At 69.7% G+C, this 15971-nt stretch carries 12 protein-coding genes; 5 read left to right on the top strand and 7 right to left on the bottom strand.

Going from position 1 to position 15971, the window contains the following annotated elements; genetic code table 11:
* The first annotated feature begins 35 nt into the window (after positions 1–35).
* From tkt to pgl, 5 genes are all read left to right on the top strand, one after another.
* Positions 36–2123, top strand: a complete 2088-nt coding sequence (gene tkt, locus ABZY57_RS20175; RefSeq protein ID WP_356513743.1) for a transketolase — start codon at positions 36–38, stop codon at positions 2121–2123.
* Positions 2124–2156: 33 nt separating this feature from the next.
* Complete coding sequence (gene tal / locus ABZY57_RS20170) at positions 2157–3275, top strand: transaldolase (RefSeq protein ID WP_356513741.1); 1119 nt, start codon at positions 2157–2159, stop codon at positions 3273–3275.
* A gap of 5 nt (positions 3276–3280) precedes the next feature.
* Positions 3281–4807, top strand: a complete 1527-nt coding sequence (gene zwf, locus ABZY57_RS20165; RefSeq protein ID WP_356513739.1) for a glucose-6-phosphate dehydrogenase — start codon at positions 3281–3283, stop codon at positions 4805–4807.
* Positions 4804–5868: a glucose-6-phosphate dehydrogenase assembly protein OpcA gene (gene opcA / locus ABZY57_RS20160; RefSeq protein WP_356513737.1), complete on the top strand. Its 1065-nt coding sequence runs from the start codon at positions 4804–4806 to the stop codon at positions 5866–5868. Before zwf ends, opcA begins: the two co-directional genes overlap by 4 nt.
* 259 nt (positions 5869–6127) lie before the next feature.
* On the top strand, positions 6128–6910 hold the full coding sequence (gene pgl, locus ABZY57_RS20155) for a 6-phosphogluconolactonase (protein ID WP_356513735.1): 783 nt from the start codon (positions 6128–6130) through the stop codon (positions 6908–6910).
* Positions 6911–6971: 61 nt separating this feature from the next.
* Here pgl and pgi read toward each other — a convergent pair whose 3' ends face one another.
* From pgi to ABZY57_RS20120, 7 genes are all read right to left on the bottom strand, one after another.
* Positions 6972–8624, bottom strand: a complete 1653-nt coding sequence (pgi, locus tag ABZY57_RS20150; protein ID WP_356513779.1) for a glucose-6-phosphate isomerase — start codon at positions 8622–8624, stop codon at positions 6972–6974.
* Between the two features lie 159 nt (positions 8625–8783).
* On the bottom strand, positions 8784–9119 hold the full coding sequence (locus ABZY57_RS20145; protein WP_007263454.1) for an RNA polymerase-binding protein RbpA: 336 nt from the start codon (positions 9117–9119) through the stop codon (positions 8784–8786).
* 178 nt (positions 9120–9297) lie between these two features.
* Entirely contained in the window at positions 9298–9534 is a 237-nt protein-coding gene (secG, locus tag ABZY57_RS20140) for a preprotein translocase subunit SecG (RefSeq protein WP_356513733.1), read from the bottom strand.
* Between the two features lie 142 nt (positions 9535–9676).
* Complete coding sequence (gene tpiA, locus ABZY57_RS20135; RefSeq protein ID WP_356513731.1) at positions 9677–10465, bottom strand: triose-phosphate isomerase; 789 nt, start codon at positions 10463–10465, stop codon at positions 9677–9679.
* A 6-nt stretch (positions 10466–10471) separates the two neighbouring features.
* Entirely contained in the window at positions 10472–11683 is a 1212-nt protein-coding gene (locus ABZY57_RS20130) for a phosphoglycerate kinase (protein WP_356513729.1), read from the bottom strand.
* Between the two features lie 140 nt (positions 11684–11823).
* Positions 11824–12828 (bottom strand): type I glyceraldehyde-3-phosphate dehydrogenase, encoded by a 1005-nt coding sequence (gap, locus tag ABZY57_RS20125; RefSeq protein WP_243338363.1) that lies wholly within the window; start codon positions 12826–12828, stop codon positions 11824–11826.
* Positions 12829–13036: 208 nt separating this feature from the next.
* Positions 13037–15971 (bottom strand): M14 family zinc carboxypeptidase (locus tag ABZY57_RS20120; protein WP_356513726.1); only part of this gene is annotated, 2935 nt, incomplete at its 5' end.

Raw genomic sequence — 15971 nt, 5'->3', positions numbered from 1 at the left:
GGGATGAGACATGTGGAGAGGAGCCCTGACCCACGGTGAGCACCAAGCCGACGACCACAGAGCTCGACTGGACCGAACTGGACCAGCGTGCTGTCGACACCGCCCGGATCCTGGCCGCCGATGCGGTCCAGAAGGTCGGTAACGGCCACCCCGGTACGGCGATGAGCCTGGCCCCCGCCGCCTACACCCTCTTCCAGAAGGTGATGCGGCACGACCCGGCGGACCCGGAGTGGGTCGGCCGCGACCGTTTCGTGCTCTCCGCGGGACACTCCTCGCTGACCCTCTACACCCAGCTGTACCTCGGCGGGTTCGGGCTCGAGCTGGACGACCTGAAGGCCTTCCGCACCTGGGGTTCGAAGACCCCGGGCCACCCGGAGTACGGCCACACCGCGGGCGTCGAGACCACCACCGGCCCGCTGGGCCAGGGCATCGCCAACGCGGTGGGCATGGCCATGGCCGCCCGCTACGAGCGCGGCCTGTTCGACCCCGAGGCTCCCACGGGCAGCTCCCCGTTCGACCACATGGTCTACGCGATCGCGGGCGACGGCTGCCTCCAGGAGGGCATCTCCCACGAGGCGTCCGCACTGGCCGGCCACCAGAAGCTCGGCAACCTGGTGCTGCTGTGGGACGACAACCACATCTCCATCGAGGGCGACACGGAGACGGCCGTCTCCGAGGACACCCTGAAGCGTTACGAGGCGTACGGCTGGCACGTCCAGCGCGTCGCGCAGCAGGAGAACGGCGACCTCGACCCGAAGGCGCTGTTCGCCGCGCTGCAGGCCGCCAAGGCCGAGACGGGGCGCCCCTCCTTCATCGCGGCCCGCTCGATCATCGCCTGGCCGGCCCCGCACGCCCAGGGCACCGAGGCCTCGCACGGCTCGGCGCTCGGCAACGACGAGGTCGCCGCCACCAAGCGCGTGCTCGGCTTCGACCCGGAGAAGACCTTCGAGGTCTCCGACGAGGTCATCGCGCACACCCGCTCCCTCGGCGACCGCGGCCGCGAGGCCCGCGCCGCCTGGGAGAAGGAGTTCTCCGCCTGGCGCACCGCCAACCCGCAGCGCGCCGCCGAGTTCGACCGCATCAACGCCAATGAGCTGCCCGCGGGCTGGGAGGACAAGCTCCCCCTCTTCGAGGCCGGCAAGGGCGTCGCCACCCGCGCCGCCTCGGGCAAGGTCCTCGAAGCGCTCGGCGCGGTCATCCCGGAGCTGTGGGGCGGCTCGGCCGACCTCGCCGGCTCCAACAACACCACCATCGACAAGAACTCCTCGTTCCTGCCGGTGGGCAACCCGCTGCCGGAGGCCGACCCGTACGGCCGCACCATCCACTTCGGCATCCGCGAGCACGCCATGGCCGCGGCCATGAACGGCATCGCCCTGCACGGCCACACCCGCGTCTACGGCGGCACCTTCCTGGTGTTCTCCGACTACATGCGCAACGCCGTGCGCCTCTCCGCGCTGATGCACGTGCCCGTCACCTACGTGTGGACGCACGACTCCATCGGCCTCGGCGAGGACGGCCCGACCCACCAGCCGGTCGAGCACGTCGCCTCGCTGCGCGCCATCCCGGGCCTGAACGTGGTCCGTCCGGCCGACGCGAACGAGACCGCCGTCGCCTGGCGCGAGATCCTCAAGCGCCACACCAAGGTGTTCGGCAAGGGCGCTCCGCACGGTCTGGCGCTGACCCGTCAGGGCGTGCCGACCTACGAGCGCAACGAGGACGCCGCCAAGGGCGGGTACGTGCTCTTCGAGGCCGAAGGCGGCCCCGCGCAGGTCGTCCTCATCGGCACCGGCTCCGAGGTCCAGCTCGCCGTCGCCGCGCGCGAGTCGCTGCAGGCCGAGGGCGTCCCGGCCCGGGTCGTCTCGATGCCGTCCGTCGAGTGGTTCGAGGAGCAGTCCCAGGAGTACAAGGACGGCGTCCTGCCGCCTTCGGTCAAGGCGCGTGTCGCCGTCGAGGCCGGCATCGGCCTGACCTGGCACCGCTACGTCGGCGACGCGGGCCGGATCGTCTCGCTGGAGCACTTCGGTGCCTCGGCCGACGGCGCCGTGCTGTACCGCGAGTTCGGCCTGACCGCCGAAGCCGTGACCGCCGCCGCACGCGAGTCGCTCGCCGCCGCCGCGCGCTGACTCCCGCACCCACCAGTAGGAGATGCAATTCCCATGACAGACGCACTGAAGCGCCTTTCCGACGAGGGCGTGGCGATCTGGCTGGACGACCTGTCCCGCAAGCGGATCACGTCCGGCAACCTGGCCGAGCTCATCGACCAGCAGCACGTGGTCGGTGTCACCACCAACCCGGCGATCTTCCAGAAGGCGATCAGCGGCGGCGAGGGGTACGGGCAGCAGCTCGCCGACCTGGCCGCCCGCAAGGTCACCGTCGAAGAGGCGATCCGCATGATCACCACGGCGGACGTCCGCGACGCCGCCGACATCCTGCGCCCGGTCTACGACTCGACGGAGGGCCAGGACGGCCGCGTCTCCATCGAGGTCGACCCGCGTCTGGCCCACAACACCGCGGCGACCATCGCCGAGGCCAAGCAGCTCGCGTGGCTGGTGGACCGTCCGAACACGCTCATCAAGATCCCGGCGACCAAGGCCGGTCTGCCGGCGATCACCGAGGTCATCGGCAAGGGCATCAGCGTCAACGTCACGCTGATCTTCTCGCTGGAGCGCTACCGCGAGGTCATGGACGCGTACCTGGCGGGCCTGGAGAAGGCGAAGGCCGCGGGCCTGGACCTCTCCAAGATCCACTCGGTCGCCTCCTTCTTCGTGTCCCGCGTGGACTCCGAGATCGACAAGCGCCTGGACGCCGTCGGCACCGACGAGGCCAAGGCCCTCAAGGGCAAGGCGGCGCTCGCGAACGCCCGTCTGGCCTACGAGGCCTACGAAGAGGTCTTCTCGACCGAGCGCTGGGCCGCCCTGGACAAGGCGCACGCCAACAAGCAGCGTCCGCTCTGGGCCTCGACCGGCGTCAAGGACCCGGCCTACAAGGACACCCTGTACGTGGTGGACCTGGTCGCCCCCGGCACCGTGAACACCATGCCCGAGGGCACCCTGGAGGCCACCGCCGACCACGGCGTGGTCGAGGGCGACACCATCCGCGGCACGTACGAGCAGTCGCGCACCGAGCTCGCCGCGGTCGCGAAGCTGGGCATTTCGTACGACGATGTGGTGCAGCTGCTCGAAGAAGAGGGCGTCGAGAAGTTCGCGGTGTCCTGGAACGATCTGCTGAAGTCGACCGAGGCGGAGCTTGAGCGCCTCGCCCCCACGGAGGCCTGAACACTTTGTCTGTAAACGGAGCGAACCCGCTTCGTGACGCACAGGACCGGCGGCTCCCGCGCATCGCGGGGCCGTCCGGCCTGGTCATTTTCGGCGTTACGGGTGACCTGTCGCGCAAGAAGCTGATGCCTGCCGTCTACGACCTCGCCAACCGCGGCCTGCTTCCGCCGGGCTTCTCCCTGATCGGCTTCGCCCGACGGGAGTGGCAGGACGAGGACTTCGCGCAGGAGGTCCACGACGCGGTCAAGCAGCACGCGCGCACCCCCTTCCGTGAAGAGGTCTGGCAGCAGCTCGTCCAGGGCTGCCGCTTCGTCCAGGGCGACTTCGACGACGACCAGGCGTTCGAGACGCTGAAGTCGACGATCGAGGAGCTGGACAAGGCGCAGGGCACCGGCGGCAACTTCGCCTTCTACCTGTCCGTCCCGCCGAAGTTCTTCCCCAAGGTCGTCGCCCAGCTCAAGAAGCACGGGTTGGCGCAGAAGGAAGGCTCCTGGCGGCGCGCGGTCATCGAGAAGCCGTTCGGGCACGACCTGACCAGTGCGCAGGAGCTCAACCAGCTCGTGCACGACGTCTTCCCGCCCAACGAGGTCTTCAGGATCGACCACTACCTGGGCAAGGAGACCGTCCAGAACATCCTGGCGCTCCGCTTCGCCAACACGATGTTCGAGCCGATCTGGAACCGGTCGTACGTGGACCACGTGCAGATCACCATGGCCGAGGACATCGGGATCGGCGGCCGGGCCGGCTACTACGACGGCATCGGCGCGGCCCGCGACGTCATCCAGAACCACCTGCTCCAGCTGCTGGCGCTGACCGCGATGGAGGAGCCCGGCTCCTTCCACCCCAAGGCGCTGGTGGCCGAGAAGCTCAAGGTGCTGACCGCCGTGGAGCTGCCCGAGGACCTGGGCAAGCACACCGTGCGCGGCCAGTACTCGGCTGCGTGGCAGGGCGGCGAGAAGGTCGTCGGGTACCTCGAAGAGGACGGCATCGACCCCAAGTCGAAGACCGACACCTACGCGGCCATCCGCCTGGAGATCAACAACCGCCGCTGGGCGGGCGTCCCGTTCTACCTGCGGACGGGCAAGCGCCTGGGCCGCCGGGTGACCGAGATCGCGGTCGTCTTCAAGCGGGCCCCGTACCTGCCGTTCGAATCGGGCGCGACCGAGGAGCTGGGGCAGAACGCCCTGGTCATCCGGGTCCAGCCGGACGAGGGCGTGACGGTGCGCTTCGGTTCCAAGGTTCCGGGCACCTCCATGGAGGTCCGGGACGTGACGATGGACTTCGCCTACGGCGAGTCCTTCACGGAGTCGAGCCCCGAGGCCTACGAGCGGCTGATCCTCGACGTGCTGCTGGGTGACGCGAACCTGTTCCCGCGCCACCAGGAGGTCGAGCTGTCCTGGAACATCCTCGACCCGATCGAGAAGTACTGGGACACGCACGGCAAGCCCGCGCAGTACCCGTCGGGCACCTGGGGACCGGTCGAGGCGGACGAGATGCTCGCACGAGACGGACGGAGCTGGCGCCGGCCATGAAGATCGATCTCACGGAGACCAACTCCAGCAAGATCAACGCCTCGTTGGTGCAGGCGCGCCGGGACATCGGCACGCCTGCCATCGGGATGGTGCTCACGCTGGTGATCGTGACCGACGAGGAGAACGCGTACGACGCGCTCAAGTCGGCGAACGACGCGTCCCGCGAACACCCCTCGCGGATCGTCGTCGTCATCAAGCGGGTCAGCCGCTCGCCGCGCAGCCGCCGCGATGCCCGTCTCGACGCGGAAGTCCGCGTGGGGACGGACTCCGGCACCGGCGAGACGGTCGTGCTCCGCCTGCACGGCGAACTGGTCGACCACGCCCAGTCGGTGGTTCTCCCGCTGCTCCTCCCGGACGCGCCCGTCGTCGTCTGGTGGCCTCAAGGCGCTCCGCAGGACCTGGCCGGCGACCCCCTCGGGGCGCTCGGCCAGCGCCGGATCACGGACACCTACTCCGCCGAGGACCCGATCGAGGCCCTCGGCAGCCGGGCGGCGGCCTACGCGCCCGGGGACACGGACCTGTCCTGGACCCGGATCACCCCGTGGCGTTCCATGCTGGCGGCCGCGCTCGACCAGCAGACCCACTCGGTGTCCTCGGCGACGGTCGAGGGCGAGGACGACAATCCGAGCTGCGAGCTGCTGGCGATGTGGCTCGCGGACCGGCTGGGGGTCCCCGTCAAGCGCACCTCCTCGGCGGGCCCCGGGCTCACCGCGGTGCGCCTGGAGACCAAGGACGGCGAGATCGTCCTGGACCGGGCGGACGGGGCCCTGGCCACCCTGTGCATGCCGGGGCAGCCCGACCGTGCGGTGGCGCTGAAGCGCCGCGACACGTCCGAGCTCCTGGCGGAGGAACTCCGCCGCCTGGACCCGGACAACACCTACGAGGCCTCGCTGAAGTTCGGCGTGGCCCGCCTGGCCCCCACGGCCGCGCCGGCGTCGGCGAAGCCGGCTCCCGCCAAGGCGGAGGCCCCGGCCGAGGCTGGGGCTCCGGCCAAGGCTGAGGCTCCGGCCTCGAAGCCGGCTCCGGCCAAGCCCACGGCGAAGAAGGCCACGGCCAAGTAGCACGCACGGGCCGCTGCGCGGGGCCGTCCCCACCCGCCCTTCCACCGTTCCCCGGGGCTCCGCCCCGGACCCCGCTCCTCAAACGCCGGAGAGGCTGGATTTTCCAGCCCGCCCCGGCGTTTGAGGGCGCGAGCGCGCAGCGCCCGTACAGGGTCCGGGGCGAAGCCCCGGTTTCGGGAAGGGGCGGGGTGGGGGAAGCCCCGCGCAGCGGCATCCGGACCGCACCCCCGAACTATCGACAAGGCGGCAGCACATGGGTATGACGACTCCCCAGGTCGTCGTCCACCGGGACAAGGAGCTGATGGCCCAGGCCGCGGCCGCCCGGCTGATCACGAAGATCGTCGACGCACAGGCCGCCCGCGGCACCGCGTCCGTGGTCCTCACCGGCGGCCGCAACGGCAACGGCCTGCTCGCCGCGCTGGCCGCGGCCCCGGCCCGGGACGCCATCGACTGGTCCCGGATCGACCTGTGGTGGGGCGACGAGCGCTACGTGCCCGCCGACGACCCCGAGCGCAACCACGTCCAGGCCCGTGAGGCCCTGCTGGACTCCGTCCCGGTGGACCCCGCGCGGGTCCATGCCATGCCCGCCTCCGACGGCCCGTACGGGGTCGACGTGGACGCGGCGGCCGCCTCCTACGCGGCGGAGCTCCTCGAGGCCTCCGTCCCCGAGGACCACGGTCCGGTCCCCCGCTTCGACGTCCTGATGCTGGGCGTGGGCCCCGACACGCACGTGGCCTCGCTGTTCCCCGAGCACCCCGCGTCCCGCGAGAGCGAGCGCACGGTGGTCGGTGTCCACGGCGCGCCCAAGCCGCCGCCGACCCGGATCTCGCTCACCCTCCCGGCGATCCGGGCGGCGCGCGAGGTCTGGCTCCTGGCCGCCGGCGAGGACAAGGCCGGAGCGGTGGCGATCGCGCTGGGCGGCGCGGGCGAGGTCCAGGCTCCGGCGGCCGCCGCGTACGGCCGCTCCCGCACCCTGTGGCTCCTCGATCGCGCGGCGGCCGCGAAGCTCCCGCCGGCCATGTACCCCCCGGCCTCCGCCTGACCCCGCAGAACACGACAGGGCCCGCCCTCCCGGAGGAGAGCGGGCCCTGTCGCCGTTTCGGTCAGCGGCCCCGCAGCGAGCGGTACGCGGACACCAGCGCGCGCGTCGACGCGTCCAGGCCCGGGACCTCCGTGCCGTCGACGAGCGCCGGCTCGACCCGCTTGGCCAGCACCTTCCCGAGCTCCACGCCCCACTGGTCGAAGGAGTCGATGTTCCACACCGCGCCCTGCACGAACACCTTGTGCTCGTAGAGCGCGATCATCTGACCCAGGACCGCCGGAGTGAGCTCGGTCGCCAGGATCGTGGTCGTCGGGTGGTTGCCCGCGAAGGTCTTGTGCGGGACGAGCGGTTCGGCGACGCCCTCCGCCCGGACCTCGTCCGCCGTCTTGCCGAAGGCCAGCGCCTGCGTCTGCGCGAAGAAGTTCGCCATCAGCAGGTCGTGCTGGGCCGCCAGTGCCGGCGACAGCTCGTCCACCGGGCGCGCGAAGCCGATGAAGTCCGCCGGGATCACCCGGGTGCCCTGGTGGATCAGCTGGTAGTAGGCGTGCTGGCCGTTGGTACCGGGCGTGCCCCACACCACCGGCCCGGTCTGCCAGTCCACCGGGTTGCCGTCGCGGTCCACCGACTTGCCGTTGGACTCCATGTCCAACTGCTGCAGGTACGCGGTGAACCGGGAGAGGTAGTGGCTGTACGGGAGCACCGCGTGCGACTGGGCGTCGAAGAACGCCCCGTACCAGATCCCCAGCAGGCCCAGCAGCAGCGGGGCGTTCTCCTCGGGGGGCGCCGTGCGGAAGTGCTCGTCCATGGCGTGGAATCCGCCGAGCAGCTCCCGGAAGGCGTCCGGGCCGATCGCCACCATCAGCGAGAGGCCGATCGCGGAGTCGAAGGAGTAGCGTCCGCCGACCCAGTCCCAGAACTCGAACATGTTGGCCGGGTCGATGCCGAAGGCGGCGACCTTCTCCTCGTTGGTCGACAGCGCCACGAAGTGCCGTGCCACGGCCGCCTGGTCGCCGCCGACGCCCGCGAGCAGCCACGCGCGCGCCGAAGTGGCGTTGGTGATGGTCTCGATCGTCGTGAAGGTCTTCGACGCGATGATGAAGAGCGTCCGCTCCGGGTCCAGGTCCCGCACGGCCTCGTGCAGGTCGGCGCCGTCCACGTTGGACACGAAGCGCAGGGTCAGGCCCCGGTCGGAGAAGGCGCGCAGCGCCTCGTACGCCATCGCCGGACCGAGGTCGGAGCCGCCGATGCCGATGTTGACGATGTTCGTGATGCGCTCGCCGGTGAAGCCGGTCCACTTCCCCGACCGGATCCGGTCGGCGAAGGCCGCCATCTTGTCGAGCACCGCGTGGACGCCGGGTACGACGTTCTCGCCGTCCACCTCGACGACCGCGTCCCTCGGGGCGCGCAGCGCGGTGTGCAGGACCGCCCGGTCCTCGGTCGTGTTGATCTTCTCGCCGCGGAACATGGCCTCGCGCAGGGCGGACACCCCGGTCGCCGCGGCCAGTTCGCGCAGCAGTGTCAGCGTCTCGTCGGTCACGAGGTGCTTCGAGTAGTCGATGTGCAGGTCCCCGACCCGCAGGGTGTAGCCGGCGCCCCGGCCCGGATTCTTCTCGAACAGCTCCCGCAGATGCGTCTGCCCCAGCTCGTCCCGGTGCTTGCCCAGCGCCAGCCATTCCGGCATCCGGTTGAGCTTCGTACGGCTGTCTGCATTCATCTCGGACATCAACCCACTTCTTCCGTCCTGTCGTGCCCCGCCGTTCTCCAACCTAAGGGATAAGAAGGGGAACAACCGACACAAAGCAGCCCGGCCCGCAAGAGAGAAGTCTCTTGCGGGCCGGGCCGGTTGTCACGTCAGTTGTTCTGACTGCACGCGTCAGATTTCGCCGCGCAGTTTGGCGAGCGCCTCCGCCAGGATCGCCTCGCCGTCGGCGTCCGTCCGACGCTCCCGTACGTACGCCAGGTGCGTCTTGTACGGCTCGGTGCGCGGTGGCGCGGGCGGGTTGTCCCGGTCCTGGCCGGCCGGGAACCCGCAGCGCGGGCAGTCCCAGGTATCCGGCACCTGCGCGTCGCTGGCGAAGCTCGGCTGCGTCTCGTGCCCGTTCGAGCACCAGAAGGAGATGCGCAGGCGGGGCGCGGACTCGCCGCGCTCGGCCTCACCCATCGGCCCCGCTCCGACCCGACTACCACGGATCGCGTTGCCACTTGCCACGGTCGTAACTCCCTGCGTGATGGTGCCGCGAAACGTGAGTGGATTCCGTCGCGGGCGCCCAAGTCTACGTAAGGCCCAACGCCCGTCCAGGAGTGGAGTTACCCATTCCAGACAAGAACGCCGGACCTCATGATAGGCCGGGGAGAGCCGACCGGACTGCCGGAATGGCCAGAACGGTTCAGCTGCTGGTCTTCACGAGCAGACCGAGCGCGACGATGCACGCGAACCAGAGCAGACCGACCACCACGGTGATGCGGTCGAGGTTGCGCTCCGCGACCGAGGAGCCGCCGACCGACGACTGCATACCGCCGCCGAACATGTCGGAAAGACCGCCGCCCTTGCCCTTGTGCATCAGCACGAGCAGCATCAGCAGGGCGCTGAAGACGACCAAGGCGATCTCGAACCCCAAAATCACGGCTGATTCCTACTTTCTGGGCTTACTGGCTTTCCGGCTGTCCCGCATTGCCGATTACGAGCACGGGGGCCAGCGGCTGGTTCGGCTGCTGGCCCCCGCAAGGGTACGACGGATCCGTCCTACCGCATACTCACGATGAGCGTCACTGGTCGCGGAACCGGACGATCTTCACGAACTCGTCCGCGTCCAGCGCCGCGCCGCCGATCAGGGCGCCGTCGACGTCGGGCTGGGCCATGATCGCGGCGATGTTGCCGGACTTGACCGAGCCGCCGTACTGGATGCGGACCTTGTCGGCCAGCTCCTGCGAGTACAGCTCCGCGAGACGGCCGCGGATGGCACCGCAGACCTCCTGCGCGTCCTCGGGGGTGGCGACCTCGCCGGTCCCGATCGCCCAGACGGGCTCGTACGCGATCACGATGGACTCGACCTGCTCGGCCGGGATGTCCTTGAGGCCGCCCTCGAGCTGGTCCAGCGTGTACGGGACCTGCTGGCCGGCCTTGCGGACGTCCAGGCCCTCGCCGACGCACAGGATCGGGGTGATCCCGTGCTTGTAGGCGGCCTTGACCTTGGCGTTGCAGATCTCGTCGTTCTCGCCGTGGTACTGGCGGCGCTCGCTGTGGCCGACGGCCACGAACGTGCACTTCAGCTTCGAGAGCATCGGGCCGGAGATCTCGCCGGTGTAGGCGCCGGAGTCGTGGGCCGAGATGTCCTGGGCACCGTACTTGATCTTCAGCTTGTCGCCGTCGACCAGGGTCTGGACCGAACGGAGGTCGACGAAGGGCGGCAGGACCGCGACCTCGACGAAGTCGTAGTCCTTGTCGGCCAGGGCGAAGGCGAGCTTCTGGACGTGGGCGATGGCCTCGAGGTGGTTGAGGTTCATCTTCCAGTTGCCCGCCATCAGCGGGGTACGGCCGGCGGTGTTCTCAGTCATCAGGGTTCAGACCTCCAGTGCGGCGAGGCCGGGGAGCGTCTTGCCCTCGAGGTACTCGAGGGAGGCGCCACCACCGGTCGAAATGTGGCCGAAAGCGTTCTCGTCGAAGCCGAGCGTGCGCACGGCGGCGGCCGAGTCGCCACCGCCGACGACGGTGAAGGCGCTGCTGTCGACGAGGGCCTGCGCGATGGCGCGGGTGCCGCCGGCGTAGTCGGGGTGCTCGAAGACGCCCACGGGGCCGTTCCAGAAGACGGTCTCGGCGTCGGCGATCTTCGAGGCGTACAGCTCACGGGTCCTGGGACCGATGTCCAGACCCTCCTGGTCGGCGGGGATCTTGTCCGCGTCGACGGTGATGAAGTCCGCCGGGGCCTTCGTCTTCAGGTCCGGGAAGTCCCTGGAGGCGAGGATGTCGACGGGGAGGACCAGCTCGACACCGTTCTTCTCGGCGCGCGCCATGTACTCCTTGACGATGTCCACCTGGTCCTTCTGGAGCAGGGAGATGCCGACCTCGTAGCCCTTGGCGTAGAGGAAGGTGTACGCCATGCCGCCGCCGATCAGCAGGCGGTCGGCCTTGCCGAGCAGCTCGTCGATGACGGCGAGCTTGTCGGAGACCTTGGCGCCGCCGAGGATGACCACGTACGGGCGCTTGACCTCGGCGGTCAGCTTCTTCAGGACGCCGACCTCGGTGGCGATGAGGTAGCCGGCCGCGTGCGGGAGGCGCGCGGGGAGGTCGAAGACCGAGGCGTGCTTGCGGTGGACAGCGCCGAAGCCGTCACCGACGTAGATGTCGGCCAGCTCGGCGAGCTGGTCCGCGAAGGCGCCGCGCTCGGCGTCGTCCTTCGCGGTCTCACCGGCGTTGAAGCGCAGGTTCTCGATGACGGCGACCTGGCCGTCGGCGAGAGCTGCGACGGTCTCCTTGGCGGAGGCGCCGACGGTGTCGGTGGCGAACGCGACGTCCGTACCGAGCAGCTCGCCGAGGCGGGCGGCGGCGGGCGCCAGCGAGAACGCCGGGTCCGGGGCGCCCTTGGGGCGGCCCAGGTGCGAGGCCACTACCACGCGGGCGCCGGCTGCGGCGAGCGCTTCGATGGTCGGCTGCACGGCGCGGATGCGGCCGTCGTCCGTGATCTCACCGTTCGCTAGCGGCACGTTCAGGTCGGCGCGGACGAAGACCCGCTTGCCGGAAACGCCCTCGGTGAGAAGTTCGTCGATCGTCTTCATGCTGTTTTCTACTCCTTTTCCCAGCCCGGGACTCTACCCGGGCGGGGCGAGAGGGGTACGAGGCAAGCAACAGGGCCCGTACAGCGCTTCATCGCGCTGCCCGAGCCCCGGTGCTCACATCGTGGTGCCTGCCTTGGTGCTTAGAGCTGACCGCCGACGAACACGGTCAGGTCGACGAGGCGGTTGGAGTAGCCCCACTCGTTGTCGTACCAGCCGATGACCTTGACGCTCTTGCCCTGGACCATCGTCAGGGAGGAGTCGAAGGTGCAGGAGTACGGCCAGTTCACGATGTCGGAAGAGACGATCGCGTCCTCGGTGTAGTCCAGGATGCCCTTGAGCTGACCCTGAGATGCCTTCTGGAAGGCCGAGTTGACCTCGTCCTTGGTGACTTCGCGCTCCAGCTCGATGACCAGGTCGGTCACGGAACCGGTGGGGACCGGGACGCGCATCGCGATGCCGTCGAGCTTGCCCGCCAGCTCCGGGATGACCAGCGCGGTGGCCTTGGCGGCACCCGTGGTGGTCGGGATGATGTTCTCGGCGGCGGCGCGGGCGCGGCGCAGGTCCGAGTGCGGGAAGTCCAGGATGCGCTGGTCGTTCGTGTACGCGTGGACCGTCGTCATCATGCCCTTGACGATGCCGAAGTTCTCCAGGAGGACCTTGGCCATCGGCGCCACGCAGTTGGTGGTGCAGGAGGCGTTGGAGATGACGTGGTGGTTGGCCGCGTCGTACTTCTCCTGGTTGACGCCCATCACGATCGTGATGTCCTCGTCCTTGGCCGGAGCCGAGATGAGGACCTTCTTCGCGCCGGCCGCGATGTGCTTGGCGGCGTCGGCCTTCTTCGTGAAGATGCCGGTCGACTCGATGACGATGTCGGCGCCCAGCTCGCCCCAGGGGAGGTTCGCGGGGTCGCGCTCGGCGAAGGTCTTGAAGGTGTTGCCACCGACGGTGATGGTGTCGTCGGTGTGGCTGACCTCGGCCTTGAGGCGGCCCAGGATCGTGTCGTACTTGAGGAGGTGAACCAGGGTCGCGTTGTCAGTCAGGTCGTTGACACCGACGATCTCGATGTCCGCTCCCTGCTCCAGGAGCGCCCGGAAGTAGTTGCGGCCAATTCGGCCAAAACCATTGATGCCTACGCGGATCGTCACGAACCGATCTCCTCGTTGGTGCGCCGGCCTGTCCGCCAGCGAGCTGTATGGGATGTCCCCGACCGCTTACGACACTACCTCTCCGTGAGCTTCGGAGTGACATCGACCATCCGCGGACACGCCCCGAAGCCCCGCACTCCAAGACGAGTACGGGACCTCGGGGACCTTGTGCCCGGTCACTCACGGTGAGGGCGGTGGGGGCCTCTGATCAGTGCTTCAGCGAGCGGAGCGCCTTACCGACGAGTACGGCGCGATCGGCCGCGGCCGGAACGTGTTCCAGACCGAAGCCGAGGAGCACCGTGTCACGCGTAGTGACGGCGGCGTAGGACTTGAACAGTTCGCCCGACCGGGACCAATCGCCCGGAACATCGGGGCTTCCGGCAGGTGCGCCCTGCGCGGTCCAGACACCGAACGAGGACTCGAAGCCCTCGGCCGCCTGGTCGGTGCCGCCGATCGATACGCGCGCCTCGTCCGCGAAGACTCCGCGCCCGCCCGAGCCCGGGTCGGTGATGTAGGCGAGGGAGACCTCGACGGTCTTGCCCGCGTACGCGCTCAGGTCGAAGGAGACCTGCTTCCAGCCGCCGGAGGAGGCGGTGAAGGAGTTCCAGGTGCCGGTGGTGCCCTGCGGGGTGCAGCCGCCGGCGTCGAGGGTGAGGTAGCGGCGCAGGAACGGGTGGCCGTTGATGAAGAACCCGGCCCCGCACTCCTCCGGAACGGTGGTGGTGGTCAGGCCGCTCGCCTCGGGCAGCGTGGTCCAGTCGTCGCCGCCCGCGGTACGGGACTCCAGGACCGCGTGGTCGTAGCCCTCCTCGGTGTTCCAGTTCAGCGCCATCTTGAGCTTCGGCTGGTCGGCCGCGGTGACCCCGGTGAGGTCGATGGTGCGGGTGAGGCGCTTCCAGTCGTCGTCCGCGTGGGTGGCCGAGGCCATCGACGCGCCGGCGTACGGGGCGTACGGGTTCACGACTCCGGCGTACTGGCCCGCCTGCGCGCTCTTGAACTGCGGGAACTGCGCCGCGGGCAGGGTGTCGGAGGTGACCGTGTAGGAGCCCGGGCGGTCGAGCGGGTTGCCCGCGGCGTCACCGAGGGCGCCCTTGGCGCCGGTCAGGGGGCCAGCGCCGGTGAAGCCGGTGGGGCCGGTGACCCCCGCGCGGCCGTAGGCGCCGAGGAAGTACTGGCTGAAGTCGTTGGTCACGGCGCGGCCGACCTGGGCGTTGCCGCCCGCCAGCTCGCCGGCCTCGATCAGCTTGCCGCCCTCGTTGAGGTAGTCGCGTACCGCCAGCTGGGTGTCGCCGCCGGGAGACTTGGCCCCGGTGTAGTGGACGGCCGTACGGAAGTGGGAGAGGGCTCCGAGGTGGTGCGGGGCGCCCTGGACGGCCACGTCCCAGACCGCCGCGCTCTTGCCGTTGGCGCGCAGGGCGTCGACGTAGGCCTGCGCGTGCTGTGCCGGGGCGCCCTCCTCGGCGATCACCAGCACGTCGGCGCGGGGCCGCTCGGCCACCGTGTACGTGAAGTGTTCGCTGGAGACCTGCTTGCCGCGGTCGCGGCCGGTGAACCAGACCTCGACCTTGTCACCGGGCTTGGTGCCGTCGACCTCGGCGCGGTACTCGTCGAACCAGTTGTTGTCCTCGCCGCCGTAGACCTCGCCGCCCTTCCAGGCCTCGAGGTCCTCGTCGTGGGTGCGGCCCCCGTTGATCCGGTAGTTGAGCTCCTTGTCCTTCAGCGCCTTGCGGGCCGTGACGGCGACCTTCTGGTCCTCGCCGCGGGCCGCGTAGGAGGTGGTGAAGGGGTCGAGGGTGAAGTCCGCGGCGGTCAGGCCCAGCGAGGACTTCGGCTGGTCCGGACGCTCGGCGCTCTCGGCCACCGAGAGCGCGAAGGGGATGTTCTTGGCGAACTCGGCCTGGATGAGCTTCTCGTCGTCCGGGAAGTTGAATCCGGAGGCGCAGTCCTCGGGCTTCCACTGGTCGTCCGGGTCGATCGCGGAGGCCGTCTGACAGGTGGTCATCTCCGGCGTGAACATCATGATGCCGTTGGCGTTGGCCGCCTGGCTGTCCGCTTCGCCGTTGGTGGTGTAGAGCTCGGAGGAGACCTGCGGGTAGTAGCCGGGGACGGCGGGGTTCGCCGGGGTGCCGGCGAGCGCCTTGTAGGCGACGTCGTCGGGGGTGGGAGTGGCCACCTGCCAGCCCACGCCGTACAGGATCAGTTCGGCGGCGGAGTGGTAGTTGATGGCGTAGTCGAAGCCGATGCGCTTCTGGAACGTGTCGAGGGCGACGGTCTCGGGCTCGGAGGAGGCCTTGGCGCCGCGGTAGGTCTCGCTCGACTCGTTGGGCGAGGAGCCCTCGTTGTCGTAGCCCCACTTGTAGGCGAAGTTGCGGTTGAGGTCGACGCCGTCGCCCGCGGTGATCTTGCCGTCGGCGTTGTTGTCGCGCAGGTTCTTGCGCCACAGCCGCTGGCCGTCGGGAGCGAAGGTGTAGTCGTAGCCGTCCGGGTTGGCGGAGAGCAGGAACCACAGCTCCGTGGAGTCCACCAGCTTGGTGATCCGCGGGTCCTTGCCGTAGTTGTCGAGGGTGTGGTGCATCAGCCGCCGCGTCATCTCGGGGGTGATCCACTCACGGGCGTGCTGGTTCGACATGAACAGCGTGGAGGGCTTGGCGCCGTCCCGGGACTTCTTGGCGTTCTTGGTGACCTTGAGGGCGAGGATGTCCTTGCCCTGGACGGTCTTGCCGATGGAGACGACCTTGGTGAGGCCCGGGTTCTCCCCGGCCGTACGCAGGATCTCCTCCTGGAGGCCGCCCTTGCCGCTGTACGGCCGGAAGACCCCGTCGCCCGCAGCCAGGGTGCGCGCCGCGGCCTTGGCCCCCACCTTGCGTTCGGCGAGCGTGATCCCCTGCGCCGCGAGTTCCCTGGCCTGCCCGCCGGTGAGGAAGAGCTCGACCTTGGCGGTCCCGGTCTCCGGGGCGCGTTCGGAGAGCTCGTGCGCGTCCTGGCCGGCCGCCAGGACCAGCGGGACCTGCTCCTTGGTGATGTCGGCGTCGTAGACCCGTACCTCGTCGGCGGGGGGGCGGGGCGCCCGGCCGGGCGGGGGCGGGGGGGGGAAGGGAGAGCGGCGGGGTTGGTAAAAATGTGATCGGGTAGGGTTTGTTTTT

Origin of the sequence: Streptomyces sp. NPDC006450 (assembly GCF_040612195.1) — a bacterium.
Classification (GTDB): domain Bacteria; phylum Actinomycetota; class Actinomycetes; order Streptomycetales; family Streptomycetaceae; genus Streptomyces.
This window is presented reverse-complemented; position numbering and strand designations above follow the sequence as displayed.